Source organism: Nocardioides sp. HB32 (assembly GCF_054058995.1).
In genome coordinates this window covers 2474689-2495860 of record NZ_JBSSBS010000001.1, presented here as the reverse complement: position 1 = coordinate 2495860, position 21172 = coordinate 2474689, and the positions used below count along the sequence as shown (strand labels likewise).

The 21172-nt window shown below is 71.1% G+C and carries 21 protein-coding genes and 1 tRNA gene; 3 read left to right on the top strand and 19 right to left on the bottom strand.

The window, feature by feature from the left end:
- Positions 1 to 14: 14 nt before the first annotated feature.
- The 7 genes from ACVW2K_RS12650 to ACVW2K_RS12620 are packed head-to-tail and all read right to left on the bottom strand — an operon-like array spanning position 15 to position 11064.
- A complete protein-coding gene (locus ACVW2K_RS12650; protein WP_457202761.1) occupies positions 15 to 1145 on the bottom strand; it encodes a M20 family metallopeptidase in 1131 nt (376 codons plus the stop codon).
- A complete protein-coding gene (locus ACVW2K_RS12645; RefSeq protein ID WP_457202760.1) occupies positions 1145 to 4429 on the bottom strand; it encodes a serine hydrolase in 3285 nt (1094 codons plus the stop codon). The genes ACVW2K_RS12650 and ACVW2K_RS12645 overlap by 1 nt, the downstream gene beginning before the upstream one ends.
- The gene (locus ACVW2K_RS12640) at positions 4426 to 5175 is read right to left on the bottom strand and encodes an ABC transporter ATP-binding protein (RefSeq protein WP_028635859.1); all 750 of its coding nucleotides are present in this window, start codon (positions 5173 to 5175) and stop codon (positions 4426 to 4428) included. The genes ACVW2K_RS12645 and ACVW2K_RS12640 overlap by 4 nt, the downstream gene beginning before the upstream one ends.
- The gene (locus ACVW2K_RS12635; RefSeq protein WP_457202759.1) at positions 5172 to 7097 is read right to left on the bottom strand and encodes a dipeptide/oligopeptide/nickel ABC transporter permease/ATP-binding protein; all 1926 of its coding nucleotides are present in this window, start codon (positions 7095 to 7097) and stop codon (positions 5172 to 5174) included. Before ACVW2K_RS12635 ends, ACVW2K_RS12640 begins: the two co-directional genes overlap by 4 nt.
- 3 nt (positions 7098 to 7100) lie before the next feature.
- The gene (locus ACVW2K_RS12630; protein WP_231496108.1) at positions 7101 to 8054 is read right to left on the bottom strand and encodes an ABC transporter permease; all 954 of its coding nucleotides are present in this window, start codon (positions 8052 to 8054) and stop codon (positions 7101 to 7103) included.
- A gap of 48 nt (positions 8055 to 8102) precedes the next feature.
- Positions 8103 to 9653, bottom strand: a complete 1551-nt coding sequence (locus ACVW2K_RS12625) for an ABC transporter substrate-binding protein (protein ID WP_457202758.1) — start codon at positions 9651 to 9653, stop codon at positions 8103 to 8105.
- A gap of 22 nt (positions 9654 to 9675) precedes the next feature.
- A complete protein-coding gene (locus ACVW2K_RS12620) occupies positions 9676 to 11064 on the bottom strand; it encodes a serine hydrolase domain-containing protein (protein WP_457202757.1) in 1389 nt (462 codons plus the stop codon).
- A gap of 878 nt (positions 11065 to 11942) precedes the next feature.
- Here ACVW2K_RS12620 and ACVW2K_RS12615 point away from each other — a divergent pair.
- Positions 11943 to 12092 (top strand): hypothetical protein, encoded by a 150-nt coding sequence (locus ACVW2K_RS12615; RefSeq protein ID WP_457202756.1) that lies wholly within the window; start codon positions 11943 to 11945, stop codon positions 12090 to 12092.
- 339 nt (positions 12093 to 12431) lie between these two features.
- On the opposite strand, the gene ACVW2K_RS12610 is transcribed toward ACVW2K_RS12615, so the two are convergent.
- From ACVW2K_RS12610 to ACVW2K_RS12595, 4 genes are all read right to left on the bottom strand, one after another.
- Positions 12432 to 13658, bottom strand: a complete 1227-nt coding sequence (locus ACVW2K_RS12610; RefSeq protein ID WP_457202755.1) for an IS481 family transposase — start codon at positions 13656 to 13658, stop codon at positions 12432 to 12434.
- Between the two features lie 113 nt (positions 13659 to 13771).
- A tRNA-Ile gene (locus ACVW2K_RS12605) sits at positions 13772 to 13848 on the bottom strand.
- Between the two features lie 14 nt (positions 13849 to 13862).
- A complete protein-coding gene (locus tag ACVW2K_RS12600; RefSeq protein ID WP_457202754.1) occupies positions 13863 to 14687 on the bottom strand; it encodes a DUF72 domain-containing protein in 825 nt (274 codons plus the stop codon).
- The gene (locus tag ACVW2K_RS12595) at positions 14680 to 15027 is read right to left on the bottom strand and encodes a hypothetical protein (RefSeq protein ID WP_457202753.1); all 348 of its coding nucleotides are present in this window, start codon (positions 15025 to 15027) and stop codon (positions 14680 to 14682) included. Before ACVW2K_RS12595 ends, ACVW2K_RS12600 begins: the two co-directional genes overlap by 8 nt.
- Before the next feature lie 81 nt (positions 15028 to 15108).
- Here ACVW2K_RS12595 and ACVW2K_RS12590 point away from each other — a divergent pair, with 81 nt between their 5' ends.
- Positions 15109 to 15849, top strand: coding sequence for a PIG-L deacetylase family protein (locus ACVW2K_RS12590; RefSeq protein ID WP_457202752.1), 741 nt, complete (start codon positions 15109 to 15111; stop codon positions 15847 to 15849).
- A gap of 654 nt (positions 15850 to 16503) precedes the next feature.
- Positions 16504 to 17058: a hypothetical protein gene (locus tag ACVW2K_RS12585; RefSeq protein WP_051549259.1), complete on the top strand. Its 555-nt coding sequence runs from the start codon at positions 16504 to 16506 to the stop codon at positions 17056 to 17058.
- Positions 17059 to 17175: 117 nt separating this feature from the next.
- Here the strand turns inward: ACVW2K_RS12585 and ACVW2K_RS12580 are convergent, their stop codons facing one another.
- The 8 genes from ACVW2K_RS12580 to gvpJ are packed head-to-tail and all read right to left on the bottom strand — an operon-like array spanning position 17176 to position 21172.
- The gene (locus tag ACVW2K_RS12580; protein ID WP_457202751.1) at positions 17176 to 17535 is read right to left on the bottom strand and encodes a gas vesicle protein K; all 360 of its coding nucleotides are present in this window, start codon (positions 17533 to 17535) and stop codon (positions 17176 to 17178) included.
- Positions 17532 to 17795: a gas vesicle protein gene (locus ACVW2K_RS12575; protein WP_081790465.1), complete on the bottom strand. Its 264-nt coding sequence runs from the start codon at positions 17793 to 17795 to the stop codon at positions 17532 to 17534. The genes ACVW2K_RS12580 and ACVW2K_RS12575 overlap by 4 nt, the downstream gene beginning before the upstream one ends.
- Entirely contained in the window at positions 17792 to 18679 is an 888-nt protein-coding gene (locus ACVW2K_RS12570; protein WP_457204065.1) for a GvpL/GvpF family gas vesicle protein, read from the bottom strand. The genes ACVW2K_RS12575 and ACVW2K_RS12570 overlap by 4 nt, the downstream gene beginning before the upstream one ends.
- A gap of 5 nt (positions 18680 to 18684) precedes the next feature.
- Complete coding sequence (locus ACVW2K_RS12565) at positions 18685 to 19104, bottom strand: gas vesicle protein (protein ID WP_457202750.1); 420 nt, start codon at positions 19102 to 19104, stop codon at positions 18685 to 18687.
- Positions 19101 to 19700 carry a gas vesicle protein GvpO gene (locus ACVW2K_RS12560; protein ID WP_457202749.1) on the bottom strand — a complete coding sequence of 200 codons (600 nt, stop codon included), beginning with the start codon at positions 19698 to 19700 and terminating at the stop codon, positions 19101 to 19103. Before ACVW2K_RS12560 ends, ACVW2K_RS12565 begins: the two co-directional genes overlap by 4 nt.
- Complete coding sequence (locus tag ACVW2K_RS12555) at positions 19693 to 19941, bottom strand: gas vesicle protein GvpG (protein WP_028637701.1); 249 nt, start codon at positions 19939 to 19941, stop codon at positions 19693 to 19695. The genes ACVW2K_RS12560 and ACVW2K_RS12555 overlap by 8 nt, the downstream gene beginning before the upstream one ends.
- Positions 19932 to 20711 carry a GvpL/GvpF family gas vesicle protein gene (locus tag ACVW2K_RS12550; protein WP_028637700.1) on the bottom strand — a complete coding sequence of 260 codons (780 nt, stop codon included), beginning with the start codon at positions 20709 to 20711 and terminating at the stop codon, positions 19932 to 19934. The genes ACVW2K_RS12555 and ACVW2K_RS12550 overlap by 10 nt, the downstream gene beginning before the upstream one ends.
- Positions 20712 to 20740: 29 nt before the next feature.
- Positions 20741 to 21172 carry a gas vesicle protein GvpJ gene (gene gvpJ, locus ACVW2K_RS12545; RefSeq protein ID WP_457202748.1) on the bottom strand — a complete coding sequence of 144 codons (432 nt, stop codon included), beginning with the start codon at positions 21170 to 21172 and terminating at the stop codon, positions 20741 to 20743.

Genomic DNA, 21172 nt, shown 5'->3' with positions numbered 1-21172 from the left:
ATTCTCCGAGCTCGTCATGGTCGTCCCGCACCAGTCGTGAGGAGCCGATTCGTCGGCTGCGCCAGCAGGTCGGCCACGAGCGCGCCCAGGAGAGCGGTGCGGCCGGCCAGCTCCTCGACGAGCACGTGCTCGTCGTCGGCGTGGGCGCCTCCCCCGACGGCACCGAGGCCGTCGAGCGTGGGGGTGCCCACCCCGGCGGTGAAGTTGCCGTCGGACGCGCCGCCGACGGCCGCGGCGAGGGGCTCCGCCCGGCCCAGGCGTACGGCGAGGGCGCGGGCCCGCTCGAGCAGGCCGGCGGAGGCGGCCGCCTCGAGTGGCGGCCGGTTCGGGCCGCCGGTCAGCTCGATCCGCGCGCCGGGTAGCACCGGGCGGAGCGATCGCATCGCGTCGTCGACGCGCTGCTGCTCCGCCAGCGACCGGACCCGCACGTCGACCGAGAAGGATCCCTCGGCGGGGACGGTGTTCGTGGTGGTGCCGGCGCGGGCAGCGGTGGGGGTGACGGTGGTGCCGAGCGCTTCGTTGCCCAGCCCGGCGACGAGCAGGGCCTGGTGCGCCAGCTCGACGGTCGCGTTGACGCCGAGCTCGGGCTCCAGGCCGGCGTGCGCGGCGCGGCCGACCACCCTGACGTCGTACAGGGACACGCCCTTGCGCTCGGACTTGAGCGCACCGCCGTCGGCGGAGGCCTCGAGGACCAGCGCCGCCTCGGCGAGACGCGCCTCGTCCTCGATCAGCCCGCGCGAGCTGGGCGACCCGAGCTCCTCGTCGCCGGTGACCAGCAGCGTGACTCCGTCCACGTCCTCGAGGGCGGCCACGGCGTGGAACATCATCGCGACGCCGGCCTTCATGTCGAAGCAGCCCGGTCCGCGCAGGACGCCGTCCTCGACGGTGCACGGGTGGGTCCGGAGCGAACCGAGCGGCCACACCGTGTCGTGGTGGCCGACGAGCAGCACCCGCGACGGCCCCGCGCCCAGCCGCCAGCGCAGGTGCGTGCGGCCGTCGAGGACGATCCGCTCCGGCGGTACGCCGAGGTGCCGCTCACCGAGCCGGGCGACCACGTCCGCGGACCGGGCGACGGCGGCCAGGTCGGCGGACGGTGACTCGCACTCGACGAGCTCGCGGATGTCGGCGAGGAGGTCGGTGAGCATCAGTCGACCCGCGGTGTCGCGCGCACGCCGAAGTGCACGTAGCGCTCTCCGGTCGGCAGCTCGTAGAAGGTCACCGGCGCCCAGGTGTCGGCCTCCGGCGGCCGGACCGCGAACAGCGCCGGGCCGACCGGCACGAGCGGGTACTCGTCGACCGGGTCCGGCACCATCTCGGCCAGCGGGCCGAGCACAGTCGTGCGCAGGGTCGGGCCCTCGGCCAGGACCTCCATGCGGACCGACGACCGGGCGTAGGTGCCGACGTACGGCGTGATGTCGACCTCGACCGGCTCGACCGGCGGGGCGAACGGCTCGGACATCTCGACCCCGGCGACCTCACGGAAGATCTCGCGGTACAGGTCCTGGTACAGGTCCCGCGTGTTGCCGCCGTTGGCGAGCAGCGCGACCGCGACGTCCGCGTGGTCGGCCGAGGCCGGCAGCAGTCGGAGGAAGCCGGCCTGGCCGAGCGTGTTGCCGTCGTGACCGATCAGCCGCTCGCCGTCCCAGCCGAACCGGATCCAGCCCAGGCCCCAGGAGTCGCCGAGGATGAACTTGTCCGGGAGGTCGGCCTCGTGGCGGGTCATCGCCTCGGTGGACTCCGCCGACAGCACCCGGGTGCCGTCGGGGGCGAGCCCGCCGGACAGGTGCAGCTTCGCGAAGCCGAGCACGTCGCGGACCGTGGACTTGATCAGTCCGGCGGGTCCGACCGAGCGCGGCAGGTCCCAGACGGGAGTCGGCACCTGCTTGCCGTCTGCCTCGACGTGGCCGACGGCGGCGGCGAAGAGGATCGCCTCCTCGGGCAACGTCACCGTGTGGTCGAGGCCGAGCGGGGTGAACAGCCGCTCCTTCATGGCCTGGTCCCAGGTCTGGTCCGTCAGCTTCTCGATCACCCGGCCCAGCAGCGACCAGCCCGAGTTGCAGTAGGACCAGGTGGCACCGAGCGGGTGGTTCTGCGCGACGTCGGCCAGCAGCTCGGTGTACTTCTCCAGGCAGTCGTCGCCGCGGCCGGTGTCGGTGAACACGTCGCCGTCGATGCCGCTGGTGTGGGTCAGCAGGTGCCAGATGGTCAGCTGCTTGGTGACGTCCGGGTCCGAGAGCTGCAGCTCCGGGATCACCTCGACCACCGGGGTGTCGAGCGCGATCCTGCCCTCGTCGACCAGCTGCATGACGACCGTCGCCGTCCAGACCTTGCTGATCGAGCCGATCTGGAAGACCGAGTCGGTCGTCGCCGGCTGGCCGGTCCGGTTGTTGAGGACGCCGTACGCCGCCTCGACCAGGTCGTCGCCGTCGAGGATGCCGACCTGGGCACCGGGCACGCGGTGCTTCCGCGCCAGCACCTCCAGACGGCGCTGCCAGTGCGCCGTGTCCAGGCGGGGGCGACCGTCGCGCTCGACGTACTGGTCGAGCCAGCCGACCACGCGGCGGTTGTAGTCCATCCGCTCCGACGGCTTGCCGAGCAGGATGAAGACGTGGGAGGCGCCCGGGTACAGCACCAGCTCGGTCGGGACGCCGCGCTGGCGCAGCGAGGTGTGCCACTGCTGGGCCTGGCCGACCGGGCAGGTCAGGTCGCCCTGGCCGTGCAGGACCAGCGTCGGGGTGGTGACCTTCTCGACGTGGGTGAGCGGTGACATCGCGGCGTACTGCTCGAACGAGTCCCAGGGCGTGCCGCCCAGCTCGTAGCGGGCCATCAGCGGGCCGTCGTCGCTCGAGCCGTACTCGCTGGTGAGGTCGGTGACGACGCCGCCCGCGATCGCGGCCTTGAACCGGTCGTCGTAGGCGGTGAGCCAGCAGGTCATGAAGCCGCCGTAGCTGTACCCGGTGAGCGCGAGCCGGTCGGCGTCGGCGAGGCCCTCGGCGACCAGCGCGTCGAGCGGCTCGAGGAAGTCGTGGACGTCCTTCATGCCCCAGCCCGCGTTGACGCCGTGGTAGAACGCCTCGCCGTAGCCGTCGCTCCCCCGCGGGTTCAGCAGCAGCACCGCCCAGCCCCGCGCGGCCAGCTCCTGGTGGTAGAGGTGCATCTCGTCGGCCGCGGCGTTCCACGCGTTGTGCGGCCCGCCGTGGATGTCGAGCAGCAGCGGCAGCGGGCCGTCGCGCTCCACGTCGATCGCCGGGTCGCGGATCAGCCAGCCCTGCACCTCGGTGCCGTCGGAGATCGTGAACGTGCGCTCCTCACGGACGAACAGCTCGACGTCGGCCATGGCGTGGTCGGTCAGCACCGTCTCGGCACCGGTCGCGAGGTCGAGCGCCACGATCTCGCCGTACGACGTGGGGGTCGCGAGGGCGACGACGGCGGTGGTGCCGGCGACCGAGAGCCCGGAGACGACGCGGCCCGCGCCGGCGAGCACCGGCCCGTTGCCGTCCCAGAGGTGGCTGCAGCCGCGGTCGCGGATCGCGAACAGCACCCGGCCGTCGGCGGTCTCCACAGGGCGGGCGCCCGGGTACGCCGGGCCGCCGGGCATCACGTTGCGGTCCAGGTGTCCGCTCAGGTCGGTGGGGGCGCCACCGTCGAGCGGGACGCGGTACAGGTGGGCATGCCCGAGCTCCAGCTCGGCGTGCCCGACGACGAGCAGGCTCTCGCCGTCGTTGGTGAACGAGACGGTCCCGGCGATGCCGTCCTCGAGCGCCACTACGCGCGGCGTGGCCTTCGGGTCGTCGACGTCGAGGAGGTGCACCGCCGTCTGGAAGGTCAGGTCGGTGTCGGCCCCGTGCTTGCGGGTGAACGCGACGGTGCGGTTGTCCGGCGACCAGGCCGGCTCGCCGGCGTGGTCGCCGTCGGTGACCTGCCGGACGCTCTGCGGATCGGGCGCGGCGGCGAGGTCGACGACGTGCAGCTGGCTGCGGACCTGGCCGAACACGCCGGCGCCGTCGGCCTGGTAGTCGATGCCCCTCGTCACGAGCGGGCCGGTCCCGTCGGTCGGGTCGACCGCGGCCGTGAACGCGATCCGCGCGCTGTCCGGGCTCCACACCGGGGCGCCCGCGCCGAGCGCGAGGTCGGTGACCTTCTCTGGCTCACCGCCGTCCACGGGGAGGACGTGCACCTGGCCGTCACGGAGGAACGCGAGCCGGGACCCGTCGGGCGACCAGGCCGGGGCGGTGTCGGTGGTGCCGCCGGTCAGGCGCCGCGGCGTACCGCCGGCGGCCGGGACGGTCCACAGCTGGTCGATGTTGCGGTCCTGTTCCCGGTCCAGGGTGCGCAGCACGTAGACGACCCGCGACCCGTCGGGCGAGATCGCCGGCTGGGACGGCACCGCGAGGGCGGGGAGGTCGTCGATGGTCAGGCGTCGGGTCATCGGGGGGTTCCTGTCTGGGGCTTGGTTCCGGGTACGGCGGCGAGCAGCTCGCGCGTGTAGTCGTGGTCGGGAGTGGCCAGCACCTGCGCGGTGGGGCCCTCCTCGACGATGCGGCCGTGGTGCATGACGGCGACGTGCGTCGCGACGTAGCGCACCACCGCGAGGTTGTGGGAGATGAAGAGCATCGACAGGCCGAGCTCGCGCTGGAGCTCGCGGACCAGGTTGAGGACGGCGCCCTGGATCGAGACGTCGAGCGCGGAGGTGATCTCGTCGGCGATCACGACGGCCGGGCGGCCGGCGAGGGCACGGGCGAGAGCGACCCGCTGGCGCTGCCCACCGGACATCTCGGAGGGACGGACGCCGGCACGGGCCGGGTCGAGGTGGACCAGCTCGAGCAGCCGCTCGACCTCGGCCCTCCGCTCGGCCCGCGATGCACCCCGCGGCATCGCCTCGGCGACGCTCTCGCCGATGCTCATCCGCGGGTCCAGCGAGGAGTACGGGTCCTGGAAGACCATCTGCAGCGGGCGGTTGCGGCCGCGCGTCGGGACCGGGGCGCCGTCGAGCAGGATCCGGCCGCCCTGCATCGGCGCCAGGCCGACGGCGGCGCGGGCCAGCGTGGACTTGCCCGAACCCGACTCCCCCACCAGGCCGACGACCTGACCGGCCGGCACGGTGAGGCTGACGCCGTCGACCGCGGTGGTGTGGCCGTACTGCACGGTCACGTCGTCGAAGACCAGGGTGCTCATGACGCCTCCACCTCCTCGTACACGTCCTCGCGGTCCCGGATCTCGACGTCGATCGGGTCACCGGCGTGCCAGCACGCGACCCGGCGGCCGGCCGCGTCGGTCTCGAGCGGCGGCTGCTCGGCACGGCACCGGTCGGTGGCGAGCGGGCAGCGGGCGGCGTACGCGCAGCCCAGGGGTACGTCGGCCGGGTCGACCGGCCGGCCTGGGATGACCGCCAGCGGCTCGTCGAGGTCGGTGTCCATGTCGGGGACGGCGGCGACCAGCGCCCGGGTGTAGGGGTGCCGGGCCTCGGTCGCCAGGTCGCCCGCGGGCAGGTCCTCGACGATCTTGCCGGCGTACATCACCAGCACCCGGTCGCAGACCTCGCCGACGACGGTGACGTCATGGCTGATGAGGACCAGCGCCACGTCCTCGGCCTCGCGGATGGCGGCGAGGAGGTCGAGGACCTGCTGCTGGACGGTGACGTCGAGCGCGGTGGTCGGCTCGTCGGCGACGATCAGCGCGGGCGACCCCATTAGGCCCATGCCGATCATGGCGCGCTGGCGCATGCCGCCGGAGAACTCGTGCGGGTACTGGTGGGCGCGGTGCTGGGGCTCGGTGATCCGCACCGAGCGGAGCCGGTCGACCGCCCGCTCGAGAGCCGCCTTCTTGTCCATGCCCTGGTGGTGGCGCGCGACCTCCGCGAGCTGGCCGCCCATCCGCAGCGTCGGGTTGAACGACGTCATCGGGTCCTGGAACACCATCGAGAGCGAGGTCCCGAGTAGCCGGCGCTGGGCCCTGGAGTCCGAGGCGCGCAGGTCCGTGCCGAGGAGCTCGAGGCGGCTCGCGTCCACCCGGCCCGGGTCCCCGACCAGGCGCGAGACCGCGAGCGCCGTCAGCGACTTGCCCGACCCCGACTCGCCGACGATGCCGACCGCCTCGCCGCGCCGTACGGCGAAGGTGATGCCGCGGACCGGGCGGATGGGGCCGCGCGGGCCGGGGAAGGTGACCTCCAGGTCGCGGACGTCGAGCACCACGTCGTCGTGCTGGTGGTGCACCTCCGCGGCGACCTCCTCGGCCTCGGGCGCGGCCGGCACCCGCGGCAGGGCGGGGATGCCGCCGACGACGCCGACACCGAGCGCCTTCGCCACCGACTCGCCGAACAGGTTGAACGCGAGGCCGGCGACGAGCACCGCGGTGCCCGGCGCGAGTGCGGCCGCCGGGTTGACGTAGATCGAGGAGATGCCGTCCATGAGGAGGCGGCCCCAGTCGTAGCGCGGCTGCTGGACACCCAAGCCCAGGAACGAGAGGCCCGCGAACGCCAGCAGGGCGCTGCCGGCGCTGATCGTGGCGTTGACCACGAGCGGCTCGGAGATGTTCGGCAGCACGTGGCGGAACAGGATGCGCACGCGGCCGACCCCGGCCACCCGCGCCGCGGCGACGAAGTCACGCGATCCGATCCCCGCGACGAGGGTCTGCACGAGGCGGCCGAACCCGGGCGCGCCCGCCAGGCCGATGGCGAACACCGCACCGGTCGCGCCGACCCCGAAGATGACCGCGAAGAACAGCGCGAGCAGGATGCCCGGGAACGCGACCGCGATGTTGATGCCGGCGCTGACGAGCCGGCCCGACCGGCGCCCGAGCAGGAAGGCGGCGGTGCCGAGGACCAGCCCGGCGACGACGGCGATGATCGTCGCGGAGAGCGCGAGCTCGACCGAGAGCCGGGTGGCGACCAGGGTCCGGTAGAAGATGTCGCGGCCCAGGTTGTCGGTGCCGGCCCAGTGGTCGGCCGACGGCCCCGCCAGGATGTCGCTGGTGTCGACGGCGTTCGCCTCGTCGGTCCAGAGGATCGGCGCCACGACCGCGAGGACCAGGACCCCGATCGTGAGCGCGGTCGCCGCGAGCCCGAGCGGCGTGCGGAGCACTCCCTTCCAGCGGCGCACGGCTCAGTCCTCCCGGATCATCGAGCGGGGGTCGAGCAGCGCGAGCGCCACGTCGACCAGGGTGTTCACGATCAGCACGGCGGCGCCGTACACGATCACGATGGCCTGCACGACCTGGTAGTCCTTGTTGAGGATCGAGGAGACGATCGTGCTGCCCAGCCCGGGCCAGGCGAAGACGTTCTCGACCAGGATGGTGCCGGCCACCATCGAGCCGAGGATCAGGCCGCCCAGGGTGAGCGAGGCGGTGAGCGCGTTGGGCAGCGCGTGCTTGAGGTACACGGTCCGCGCCGGCAGCCGCTTGGCGCGGGCGGTGCGGACGAAGTCGGCCTCCAGCACCGTCACCATCTCGACGCGGATGATGCGCGACAGGATCGCTGCCGGGCCGATCGCCAGCGACAGCACCGGCAGGACGTACGCCGACGGGGTGTCGTTGCCCGCCACCGGGAGCCAGCCGAGGCTGACGCCGAAGACGTAGACGAGCCCGACGCCGATGAGGAAGTCGGGGACGATGCCGAGCACCACGCTGCTCGTGGTGAACGCCAGCTCCGTGCGCCGGCCGTGGCCGCGTCGGGTCAGGACACCCATCAGGACACCGACGGGCACCGCGACCGCCACGGCGACCAGGAAGGCCAGCAGCGCGAGCTGCAGGGTGGCCGGCAGCCGCTGCGAGACGATCTCGGACACCGGGAGCTGCGACACGATCGAGGTGCCCAGGTCGCCGGTGAACAGGTCCTGCAGGTAGTGCCAGTACTGCACCAGGATCGGGTCGTCCAGACCCATCTCCTCGCGCTTCGCGGCGACCAGGGCGGCCGGTGCGGTCGGCCCGAGGGCCGCGCGCACCGGGTCGCCCGGGATCAGGTGGATCATGAGGAACGACGCCGTGACCAGCACCCACATGGACACCAGCAGGCGTCCGAGACGTCGTACCCCGAACCGGACCCACGGGTGGGAGGTCACTCCCACCCGTGGGGACGTCGGGGCGACCGAGCTCGCCAGGGACATCGACTAGTTCGCCACCATCCGGACGCTGGTGGGCGAGAACGTGCCGGGGTACTCGAACTCGGCCCCGTTGCCGTAGGTCTTCACCTCGTTGTTGGCGAACGGCACGATGTCGGCCGCGGACACCAGCTTCGACTCGGCGCCGAGCCACGTGTCGCAGCCCTCGGTGCCGTTCATCGCGCTCGCCTGGGCGACGCCGTCGGTGTAGTCCTTGTTCTCGATCCCGGAGAAGTTCGTGCCGCCGTCGGCCAGGCCCGGGCCCGAGAGGAACGGGACCAGCTGGTCGGGGCTGTTGACGTTGAGCGGAACCCACGCGATGTCCCAGTCGCCGGTGCCGAAGATCGCGCCCTGGAGGGCCGTCTCGTCCACGCCCTTGGCGGTGACGTCCGCACCCGCGGCCTTCCACTCCTGCACGGCGAGCTCGGCTGCCGCGGAGAGTGCGCTGCCGGCGGCGCTGGAGTAGAGGAACGTGAGCTTCTTGCCCGCGAGCACGGACTTCGCCGCGTCCACGTCCTGGTCCGGCAGCGACCCGGAGACCGAGTCACCCGGGCAGGCGGAGGGGTCCAGCGACGCGAACGTCGTGGCCAGGGTGCCCTGGCCGCTGGTCGCCACCGAGGCGAGCTCCTGGAAGTCGATCGCCTGGGTGAGCGCCATCCGGACGTCCGCGCTGCTGGTCTCGTGCCCGTCGTTGTGGTTGAACCACTGCTCGCCGACCATCGCCGTGGTGCTGACGCTGAACAGGTTGGCGGCGTCCAGCCGCTTCGCGTCCGGGCCCTGGATCAGGGCCGCGTTGATGTCGCCGGAGAGCAGGAGGTTCGCGGCCGTGCCCTCGTTCTGGATGACCTTGACCACGATCGTGTCGGGCATGCCGTTCTCCGCCGTGGTGGCGCCGTCGGGCCCCCAGGTGTAGCCGTCCCGGATCTTGTACGAGTAGTGGTCCCCGGGCACGGCCTCGGTGAGCTCGTAGGGCCCTGTGCCGTCGGTCGAGTCGGCCAGCGATGAGCGGTCGCCCATGCCCTTGGCGCAGACCATCGGCAGGCTCCCGAGGCCGTTGAGCACGAACGGCGCCGGCTGCGCCAGCGTGATGGTCACGGTGCCGGCGGCGTCGTCCGCCTTCGCGGTCGCACCGGCCGGCAGGAAGGTGCCGAGGTAGGGGCTCTTGTTCTTGGGGTCGCCCACGTAGTCGAGGTTGTCGGCGGCCGTGGTCGCGGTGAAGTCGCTGCCGTCGGCGCAGGTGATGCCCTTCGCGAGGGTGAGCGTGACGGTCTTGCCGTCGACCTTCCAGTCGGTTGCGAGCTGCGACTCGATCTCGCCGGTGTCACCGTTGATCGAGACCAGGTTGTCGTAGGCGATCTGGTTGACGGCGAAGAGCTGGGAGCTCGCCGAGGACTGCGGGTCGAGCTTGCCGGGGTCGCCGGCGACCGACATGGTGAACGTGCCGCCGTCGACGTACTCGCTGTCACCTCCCCCGCCGGACTTGTTGCCGTCGCTCCCGCCACCACAGGCGGCGAGGAGGGCAGCGGTCGCGCAGACGCTCAGTGCGGCCTTCAGCTTCATGGGCTTCCTCAGGGTTTCTCGGTCAGGCTCCGGCGCGCCGGACGGCGCGACCGATGTGGAGGTACAGGGCGTGGCCATCGCCGTCGTCGCCGACGAACGCGTGCGGGATGTGGATGCCGTGCATGGGCTCCAGGTTGATCAGGCTGTCGCCGCGGAAGTGCACGAGCTCACGGCGCTCGGGCTGCTCGCCCAGCTCCTCGAACAGGCCCTTCGGGATCTGCTCGAGCCAGATGCGGCCGTCCTCCTCCTGGCTGACGATGATGTCGGCCACCTCCGAGGAGTAGGTGCCGACGTACCGGGTGGCGTCGACCTTCTCGGACTCCGCCGGTGCCACGGGGAGCGGCGGCAGCTCGGTGTCGCTGAGCTCGGCGACCACGTGGCCGACGACGTCGTGGTACAGCGACAGCGTGTCGCCGCCGTTGGTGAGCAGGGTGACCACGAGGCCGGCCTCGGGCACCATGCGCATGAAGGCGTTCTGGCCGATGGTGCTGCCGTCGTGGCCGATGATGTCGCCGCCGTCGGCGTCGAAGCGCTCGAAGCCCAGCCCCCACGAGTCGCCCATGACGCCGAGGTACGGCAGCTCGACCTCCTTGGCGTGCATCCGGGCGGCGGTGCCGGGTGCCAGGACCTGGGTGCCGTCGGCGGCCTTGCCGTCGGCCAGGTGCATCTGCGCGAACGCCAGGAGGTCGCGCGGACGCATGGCGAGCATCGCGCCCGCGGGAGCGTTGGAGCGGGCCAGCGCCCACACCGGGGCGGGGCTGAAGCCGGTGCCCGGCTCGAGCTCGACGTGGCCCATCGCGGCGCGGAACATGATCGCCTCGTACGGGCTCGCGGCGGCGTGGGTGAGGCCGAGGGGCGCGAACAGGTGCTCGCGCAGGCAGTCGTCGTACGGCTTCTCGCGCAGCACCTCGACCAGGCGGCCGAGCACGCAATAGCCCGCGTTGTTGTAGGAGAACAGCTCGCCGGGCGGGAACAGCTGCGGCACCTCGTGGAGGACCCCGAGGTACTTCTCGACGCAGTCGTCACCGACACCGGTGTCGGTGAAGATGTCGCCCTCGAAGCCGCTGGTGTGGTTGAGCAGCATCCGGATGGTGATGACCTCGGCGGCGGACTCGTCGCCGATCCGGAACTCCGGCAGGTACGTGCGCACGGTCGCGTCGAGGTCGACCTTGCCCTCGTCGACCAGCTGCATCACCAGCGTGGCCGTCCACAGCTTGGTGATGGAGCCGATCTGGAACAGCGAGTCGGGGGTCGCCTCGACCCCGGTGGCCTTGTTCAGGATCCCGGCGGCGTCATCGACGACTTCGCCGTCCTTGAGGACGGCCACGGCCGCGCCGGGGACGTCGTACTTCTGCAACAGTGCGGGCAGCTGGTCCGCCAGCCACTCCTTGACCTCGGACAGGGTGCTCATGCCGCTCACCGTAGGAATGACCCGGATCACTGTGTTCGTCGACCTCGACAAGCCCAGCGGCCTGAGTCCGTTGGGTCGGACAACTGTCGATGCATCGGGAGCGCCAAGCACGTGGTGGGGCGGGTTGGGGCTCGAACCCACGACCCAAGGATTATGGGTCGGATCCACGACGTCCGGCCACGTCGGACCTCGTCCGGCTTACGCCTGACAGGTGGACTTCCCTCCCCCGCACATACGGCCGGCCCTCCGGGTCTGTCCGAGCGGGTGGCGGAGCAGACGCGTAGCAACTGCGGGACGCCACGGGCAGGTGGCGCCCGTGACTGACGACTACGCAGCCGAGATCCGGCAGCTCGCGGACGAGAAGTACTCGTCGCGTGTTGGAAGCACGGCGGCGGGGTCTCAGATCCGATTCCTTGGCTAGAAGGACGACGAATCCATGAACGATGTCGGCGTTGCCGTCTTGGTCCTAGTCGGCACGGGCATCTACGAATGGCCCGACGCACGTAAGCGGGCCGACGCATGGGTCTCCCCGCGCCGTCGTCTGGTTGGGATACGTGTCCGGTGGTGTCTTCCTCGCGTGGTGCGGACCGGCTTCGCTCGTTGCAGCGGAGAACGGGCGGTCCGTCTGGGTCGGATTCGCGGCGCTGTGGCTCGGGAGCGTGCTGGGCGTCGCGGGCGTAGTGGCCATCGGCGTGACCGTGGGCACGAAGCGCGCGGCCTGGGCCGCCGAGCGCGACCGACGCGCACGAGCGGCCGTCTAGCCCGGTTCCCGATCCCGCCGCGGCCGTCCGGCTGCGAGCGCAGGTGGGTCGTCGCCGCGGGCTGACCTGAGGTACCTGCGGGAGTACCGTGGTTGGACCGGAGCCGCGGGAGGTGTCATGTTCTTCTGGTCATCCGTGCTGGTGGTCGTGCTGGTGCTGGCGGCGCTCGCCTGGTGGAGCAGCGGTCGCAAAGGGATCGACTCCAAGGGAGCGGACCGCACGAGGAAGCTGAACGAGGGCAAGAACCTGGGTGGCCCTCCGGGCTGAGACGCGGCGTTACAGTCCGTGGGCCGCGGGACGCTGCGCTGGATCGGCAACTGGGGATCGTCCGGGGAACCCTCCCCGACCGCAACGCCCACGGCTGTCCGGAGGCTCACGAGCACATCGCACTCGGTCGCGAGGGGTTCCCGATCCCGCCGCGGCCGCGGGCCGCGTTGAGGCGGCACTCGGTTCGGCCGCCTGCTCGTCCCGTACCGCGAGGTCGGCGCCGGCGGCCTCGAGCATCCGTGCGACTCCGCCTGCCAGACGGCTTCGTGGCCGAACGCAGGGCGCCGACCTGCGCATTCTGTGGTGGGGCTGAACGCCTTCGGTTGATGGGTGTCGGATCTACTCCGGTTGATTGGTGACACTCGGTTGGACTCTAGAACGTCGTTGGGGCGCTGTGGAGCGCTTGACTCTCACCTCCCCGGTGCTGGTGCGTTTCTCGGTGCGCAGCAGGTGGTCGCCGTCGTAGAACTGCAGGACCTGATCGGTGACCCACACGTCGATGGGGTGGCCGGCGGCCGCGGCGCCGAGGCAGACCTGTTGCCAGGACACGCACACCACCCCGACGGCGCTCGCACGGCGCGTGACCCAGGTCCCGTCGCGGTGGTCGTGCTCGGGTCGGCCGGGGCCGGTGACGGTCCTCAGCACCCTCACCCGGCTCGGTTCGGGGTGCAGGAACCGGCTGGCGGGGGTGGCCATTCCCAGTGCCTGGTGGGGCCGGTTCGTGTTGTGGTCGACCACCCACTCGTCGAGCTCGGCCTGCGCGGTGGCGAGGTCGGCGAAGACCCGGTCGGTGCGGAACTCGGTACGGATCGCGCGGTGGAACCGCTCGATCTTCCCGGTGGTCGTGGGTGAGCGTGGCTGGGTGTGCAGGTGTTCGATCCCGTTCTCCCGGCACACCCGGTGGAACAGCACCTCGACCGGCGGGGTGTTGAACCGGCCGGTGAACACCTTGCCGTTGTCGGTCAGGATCTGGCCCGGCACGCCGTGGGTCCGCAACGCCACGGCGAGCCCTTCGCACACCTCGCGCGCGGACTCGCGCAGCATCAGGTGGGCGCACACGCAGTACCGGGAGTGGTCATCGACCCCGGTCAGCGCCTTGACCCGGCGGCCGTCCGCCAGCACGAATCCGCCGACCACGTCCATCTGCCACAGCTCCATCGGGGCGCCGCGTTCCCAGCGTTTCCACTTCCGGTCCCGCCGCCGACGGGCCGCGGGATCGATCAGGTGCAGCCGGACCAGCGCCCGGTAGACCCCCGACTCGCTGACGGCGATGTCCTGCTTGGCCAGCTCGAAGACCAGCCGCCGCGGACCCCACGAGGGATGTCGACGCCGCAGCACCGCGAGTTCGACCTCGACACCAGGATCCATCTGGTGCGGACACGACCTCGGCCGGTGCGAGCGATCGGCCAGCCCCTCGAGCCCACCGGCCTCGTACCGCGCCAGCCAATGGTGCACGGTCTTGCGGGCGACCCCGAACCGGGCCGCCACGTCCGTGACCGTCTCGCCGTCGCTGACCACCGCCAGCACGGCCTGATACCGCTGCTCAGCCACACTCAACTCCCGCATACCTCGGGAGTGTCACCAATCAGCCGAAGCAGGTGTCACCCGTCAGCCGAAGACGTGTAACGCCTCAGCCGAAGCCCGAACGGCACCGATCAGCCGAAGGCAAACACATTCTGTGGTGGGGCGGGTGGGGCTCGAACCCACGACCCAAGGATTATGAGTCCTCTGCTCTGACCGACTGAGCTACCGCCCCGTGGGGTCGGCAGCCTAGTGCGTGAGTCGCTCCCGGAGCCGCACCGCGTCGTGCGGGGCATACCCCTTGGCGTCGTTGTCGAAGTAGACGACGACGTCGGCCTGCTCCGACCAGGAGCGGCACTTCTCGGCCCAACGGTCGAGGGCTGCGTTGGAGTAGCCGCTGGCGTAGAGCTCCTGGTCGCCGTGCAGGCGGACGTAGACCAGGTCGCTGGTGACCGCCTCGGCGAGCGGCCACCGGCCGGCGGTGTCGGCGACCACGCAGCCGATGTCGTGCTCCCGCAGCAGCGCGAACGCCTCCTCGGTGCAGAACGACGCACTGCGGAACTCCAGCGCGTGCCGGATCCGCTGGCCCGCGAGCCCGCGGGGCGCGGTCGTGAGCGCACGATCGGGCTTCAGCTTCGCGTCGTGCTTGCGGCCGAGCGCGGCGGCCGCGCCCACGGTGCGCGGCAGGAGGTCGAAGAACGCGCCGAGCAGCTCCGCGTCGTACTCGAGCCGCTCGGGCAGCTGCCAGAGCACCGGCCCGAGCTTGGCACCGAGGGCGAGCACGCCGGAGCCGAAGAAGTTCGCCAGCGGGGTCTCGACGTCGCGCAGCCGCTTCATGTGCGTGATGAACCGGCCGCCCTTGACCGCGAACACGAAGTCGTCCGGCGTCTGCTCACGCCAGGTCTGGTACGACGTCGGGCGTTGCAGGGAGTAGAAGGAGCCGTTGATCTCGACGGAGTCCAGGCGCTCCGCGGCGTACGCGAGCTCCCGCTTCCGGGGCAGCCCGCGCGGGTAGAAGTCTCCGCGCCAGCCGTCGTAGGTCCAGCCGGAGATGCCGACCCGGACGTCACCCACCGTCGCGCAGGGTGTCGACGGTCAGGGCAAGTGCATTCAGCCCGGCCCAGCCGAGCGTGACCGCCGCGACCTTGCGGCGCACGCCGGGGTCGTGGGTCCGGAAGGACAGCAGCGCGCAGTCGCCGAGGTCCATCGCGATCCGCAGCAGCATCGCGGTGCGCACCGTGTCCGGCCGCCTCCCGAGGACACCGGCCGCGCTGACCGCGAGGTCGCGGGCGCCGTACGTCGTCGCGAGCAGCTCGAGGCCCTGCCGGTCCTTGCGGTCGGCCTGCAGCGCCTGCCACAGGTGGGCGGGCTGGGTCAGGGCGTAGCCGCCGTACGCGGCAGAGGCGGCGGACATGAGGCGACTCAGGCGATAGCTCATGGTCCCGCCGTACCCGAGCCCTCCCGTACTCACGCCGGGCGCTGTCATGCTCGACCCATGGAGATCGTGCCGCTGGAGCCGTTGCCCGAGGACTGGGAGCGCGCGTTGTGCGTCGTCGCGCACCCCGATGACATGGAGTTCGGCGCCGCCGCGGCGATAGCCCGTTGGACCGGACAGGGCAAGGAGGTCACCTACTGCATGGTGACCAGTGGAGAAGCGGGCATCGACGCGCTGCCGCCGGACGAGTGCCGCGTCGTCCGCGAGGCCGAGCAGGTCGAGTCGGCGCGCATCGTCGGCGTCCCGCACGTGGAGTTCCTGCACCAGCCCGACGGGATCCTGGAGTACGGCGTGCCTCTGCGCCGGCAGATCACGCACGTCGTCCGCCGGTTCCGGCCGGAGATCGTGATCACCGGCAACTTCCGCGACACCTGGGGCGGGGTGAACCTCAATCAGGCCGACCACATCGCCACGGGGCGAGCCGTCGTCGACGCGGTGCGTGACGCGGGCAACCGCTGGGTCTTCAACGAGCAGCTGGCCGCCGGGCTCGAGCCCTGGGGCGGCGTGCGTGCCGTCTGGGCGACCGGCTCCCCCGACAGCAGGTACGGCGTGGACACCACCGACACCTTCGACCTCGGCGTGGAGTCGCTGGAGGCGCACCGTGCCTACATCGACGGCCTCGGCTGGGAGCACTTCGACCCCCGCGAGTTCCTCGAGGGCTTCGGCCGTCAGGCGGGTCAGCGGATGGGCGTCGCGTTCGCGGCGCAGTTCGAGGTGTTCCCGATGGGCTGGGGCGAGTAGCGGCGCTCGGAACTCAGAGCCGAGGTCCTCGACCACGTGCAGAAGACCGGCGGGCTCCCGATCGAGGCGCTCCTGAGGGACGCGCGCGATGTCCATGGACTTCCCTTTCGGGTGGCGACTGAGATATCACTCGGCACCCGGTGAACTACGCGGTAGACGAAACCGTTTTTACAGCGTAAACACGTGGTGTTAGATCGGCGCGACGCGGATGGGTCCCGGCGGACCGGGGCGAGGACCGTCGGCGCTGCGCCACCCTGGACACGCGGTGCTGGATCCACAGGACTGGCTGCCGCTCCGTGGCGCGACAGCCAGCCAGGAGTAGGTACCCCTTCCGTACCGTTCCACCAACTCCGGGACCACGTGGTCCCACGACCGCACTGCCGCGCGCCTCCGACCTGGTGCCGAGCGTCGCTCAGGTGAGCGGGAAGAGGACCGCGAAGGCCTGCGGTCGCGAACTCGGCGAAAACCCATCTCACCCGAGCGGGTGATTTTAGTGCTCTGCCGATTTTTTTGACGCACCTCGTCTAACGCCGGTGGCGCTTCGCGGCAAGTATTCCGCCATGGGAGGCATTTGGAATCTTTTACCTTCGGGAGGGAAAGAAAATGAATCGCTGTCGCACGTCCATCCTCAGGGCAGTAGCTGTCCTCGTCGCGATGACCCTGTGCATCTTCTCGCTCCAGGACGTCTCCACGGCCAGTAGGCCGGCCCAGCCAGCTGAGCGGCCCGTCGCCCACACCCATCGCGGCGACCTCAACTCACGCATCATCGGCACCACCGGCGACAACCGGAAGGTCACGGGATCGTTCGTACCGCTCCACTTCCTCAAGAAGGACGGCAAGGTCTTCGTCCGCGGTCTTGTCCAAGGTGTCGTTCACGAACGCAACGGCGACCGCACCACGTTCGCCATGATGAAGACGGTCCGGGTCAAGACCATCAACGGGACCCCGGTCCACGCCCGCACCGCCGGCGCACAGGTCACCTGCGACATCCTCCACCTGGTCCTCGCCCCTCTCGACCTCGACCTCCTCGGACTCCAGGTCCACCTCGACCGCGTCGTGCTCAACATCGTCGCGCAGAGTGGAGCAGGCAACCTCCTCGGCAACCTGCTCTGCGCGGTCACCGGGCTGCTCGACGGCGGCCTCGGCGGCGTGCTGGGCCGGCTGTCGAACCTCCTCAACCAGATTCTGGGCGTGCTGCGTCTCGGATGAGGACATCCACGTCGGGTACGGGGCCCTCGTGTCCGGAGGGAGGGGACGAGGGGCCCTGTGCTCGGCTCGCAGCTGTTTTCCGCACGCTGCTTGCCGCGAGGAGCGTCGAGGCCGTGGCTACTCGGGCAGCAGCGTCCCCAGGGGGCCGAGGTCGATGTTCAGGTCCTCCGCGGTCAGCCCGTAGCGCCTCTTGAGATCTTCCATCGCCTGCTCGAGGTGCATCAGCCCGTTGCCGAGCCCCTCGACCTGCTCGTCGGTCAGGTCGCCCTCGTCGACGCGGCGCAGGGCCTGCTTCTCCATCAGCTGCCGCACCAGCTCGACGATGGTCAGCACCAGCTTCATCAGGTCACGCTCGACGGCCTCGGCGTCGGTCTCCAGGCGTTGGGACAGCAGTGTCCGAGGCCCGTCGGGTGCCTGCATAGCGGGCCGGCGACCGCCCCCGAGGGACGGCAGGTCGTCGAACGGCCACTCGCTCACGGGACCGGCCTCCGGGTCTCGGCCATCTCCGCGCGCACCGAGCTGACGAGGAGATGGAGGCGAACCTCCACCAGGTCGACGCCGGCCAGCGAGATGACGACATCGCCGGCCACGAACACCCCCGCGCCGAGCAGCCGGTCGAGCAGGTCGACCAGCGCGACCGGAGCGAGGTTTCGGGTGGGTCGCCGATCGGACGAGCCGGCGGGCACCTCCCCCGGGCCCCCGGCGACGACCTCGCTCCGTGCCGACAGCGTCGTCATGGCTGCCCCAGCATGGCGAACGAGTACGGCGGCCACGGACCGCGGGCGTCGATGAGCAGGCTCGGGTAGCGGCCGCGGAGCTCATCGAGCGCGGCAGTGAACTCGGCTGCGTCGACGTCGGGTACCAGGTAGGCGGCGTTGAGGACCATCGTGCCGCTCAGCCCCGAGAGCCGGGGGTCCTGCGGGGGTAGCTGCCGGCTTGCCTTCGCGCGACAAGCCAACGTGGCGTGGATGTCGTCGGCGACGTCAGCGGCTGACGCGGATGATGCTGCGCGCTGTTCGACCGCGGCCTTGCGGCGGCGCAGGTACTCCGCGCCGCTCGCCGGCGCCTCCGCCTCCTCGAGTGCTTCGGCCTGCGGCGCGAGCTCGAGCAGTTTCACGCTCCACTCCGCGGAACCGGTGACCCGGTCGAGGACGTAGCCGAGGTCGACGGCCCATTGCCGTAGCCGGGCCCGGACCGCGTCGTCATCGAAGCAGATCGTGGCCAGCCGCATCGGCGCGACCGGTCCGTGCGCGGCGACGGCCTGGACGACGTCGTCGTGACCGCGCACCACGGACTCGAGCCAGGACAGGTCCTCGAGGTTGCGGCGCAACGCGTCCTCGCCGAACGACGCCAAGGGCACCGTCGACACGACGGCCACGAGGTCGCCGTGCTCGACCAGTTCCAGCGGTTCACCGGAAAGTCCGTGGACGCCCTGGAGAGCTCCCGGGGGCAGCCGTCGGCACACCGCGTACAGGTAGCGGCCGGTGCCCTGCTCGGAGCCTCGACCCGTCGAGCTGTCGGTCACGGTGTCGGTGGCGGGGTTCGTGGCGGAGTTCGTGGCGGTGTCGGACACCGGGACCGACGGTTCGGGCCCGTCCGCGGACGTCGGTGCTGGGGGCATGTCGCTCACGCGTCGCCTCTCGACCGCGAACCAGCAGACTGCCGACCCCGGGCACTGCCGTCGCCCTCGTCCTGGCCCTCCTCCTCGTCGTCGGGGGTGCCTTCGAGCTGGGCAAGTCGTTCGCGCAGCTCCCGGTTCTCCTCGTCCAGGCCGCGCTCGCGCACGGTCAGCATCGGATCATGCTTCCACCAGTCGATGCCCATCTCCTCGGCCTTGTCGACCGAGACCACCAGGAGGCGCAGCTTGATGGTGAGCAGCTCGATGTCGAGGAGGTTCACCCGGATGTCGCCGGCGATGATGATGCCCTTGTCGAGGACACGTTCGAGGATGTCGGCCAGGTTCGCCGGCTGAGGCCGGCCGGTCAGGCTCGGAGGCTGGTAGTACGGGCGGGCGCTGGGCACGTCGCCGGTCTGCTGCTCGGTCATCGGCGATCCTCTCCAGCGCTCCCGCGGGTGTACCGGTCAGTGCGCCTGTACCCCAGCAGGTCGCCGTCCTGGTCGACAGCGACCTCGTAGACGGCAAGCACGTCAGTCGTGTCCGGGATGCGTCGCATCTCGAGGATCTCGACCTGAGCGGTCCACCCGTCGTCGGTCTTCGAGATCCCGACGATGCCCTCGAAGTCCTTGCCGGTGAGGTCGACCAGCTGCTGGGCCGCGAGAACCGCGGCCCGTCCGCCGCTCGAGGGGCCTCGGCGGCCCCCGCTGCCGCCGTTGTCCCCGTTGTCCGTGGTGTCGTCGGGCTCGCGGCCCGTCCGCTGCTCGGACGGTGCCCGCGAGGACGAGCCGTCCCGTGAGCTGCGGGCAGCCGTCGAGGGCTGTTTCCTCGCACCCTCCCCGGCGGGCTTCTTGGCCGGCGCCCGCTTCGTTGCCGGGTCGCGGGCGGTCGCCTTCTTCGCCGGCGTCTTCTTCGCCGCCGCCTTCGTCGCGCCCGCCTTCTTCGCGGTCGTCTTCCTGGCACCGGTCTTCTTGGTGGTCTTCTCCGCCGTCTTGCGGGGCGTCGCCTCAGGCGTGGTCTCAGCCATGGCCGTCGCTCCTCTCCTGACCGATCATCAGCCGCTCGATGAGTTCGTCCTCCAGCGCTTCCGCAGTCTCGTCGTCGATGCGTCCTTCCGCGCGCAAGCGGTCCACGTCCTCGAGCTCGCTGCGAATGGCAGCCGGGTCGTAGTAGGCGTCCTCCGCCTGCTTCAAGATCTGGTCTGCCACCCACACCGTCCCGCGCACCGGCGCGAGCGGAAGGCCGAGCAGACCGGTGATCAGACCCATCCCGAGCCCTCGTCCACGAAGTCGTACGGCGCGAGCGGACCGACGAGCCTCATCCGGATCCGTTCGTGGACGGCTTCCGCGAGATCCTCCAGACGCTCGACCAGCTCCGTGGCCCGGTCCTCCTCGACCAGGAGCGCCACGTCGAGGACCTGCTGCGCCGTCGGAGGTGTCCGGACCCGGTGCTCGGCCGTGAGCGGCTCGACAGCCGCCCACAGCACCTCGGCCTCGTCAGCGCTGCGGTCCTCCAGCGCTCGCGCGACCAGCTCGCCGAGTCGGACACGCTCGGGATAGGTCGCCGTCTCCGGCTGGTCCCGCGTCCGCTCGCGCAACGCCGCCACGTCCGGGTCAGTGGCGACCAGGTCCGCGAGCACGGATTCCTCGACGAAGCTGGCGCGCAGGTTGTACTGCTGCTTCCCCTCGAGACGGTCCAGGACAGCGTTGAACCTGTCTTCCTGGGGCAGCAGCAGCTCCTCCACCACCGTGGCCGCGTCCCACAGCACGGAACCGAACTGGACGGGCGCGACGGGCCCGGCGCGATGCAAGGCGTCGAGGACCGACTGGTAGGCGAGCAGGTCGGCTCGCCGCCGGGGCGGCTCCTCGAGTGCCACCGTCGTCACAGCGGCCGCCACCGAACCGCCGACGATGAGGTCCACGGTCGACCCGTGGATCCCGGTCAAGCCGTCGGCACGACGTTCGGGTCCGCCGGTTCCGGCGCGGACGACGCCATAGACGAACAGGGCCTCGTCCGCGCCGTCCCCAGAGGGAGGCATCGAAGCGTCTGCGCGGAGTCCCGTCACGATCACCGCTGCTCGGACCGCCGGCGGCTCGCGGACTTCTTCACGGGACGGCGCTCGCGGTCGTCGTCCTCGTCCTCGTCCTCGTCGCTGTGGCCGACACCGAGGGCACGCTTCACACCCTGGACGGCTCCTTGGGTCTTGCCGGACGCGCCGGACTGCTGGAGGTCCCCGACCATCTCGCCGAGGTCCTTCCCGCCGTGTTCGTACAGGTCGAGCCGGTTGGTCGCTTCGGCGAACCGCAGGTAGGTGTCGACGCTCGCGATCACGATGCGGGCGTCGATCGTCAACAGCTCGATGCCCACGAGCGACACCCGGACGTAGGCGTCGATGACGATGCCCTTGTCGAGGATGATCTCGATGACGTCAGCGAGTCCGCTGGGCTTGGGACGTTCGAGATAGCCGCCGCCACTGCGGCGCTGGGTCTGCACGGTCAT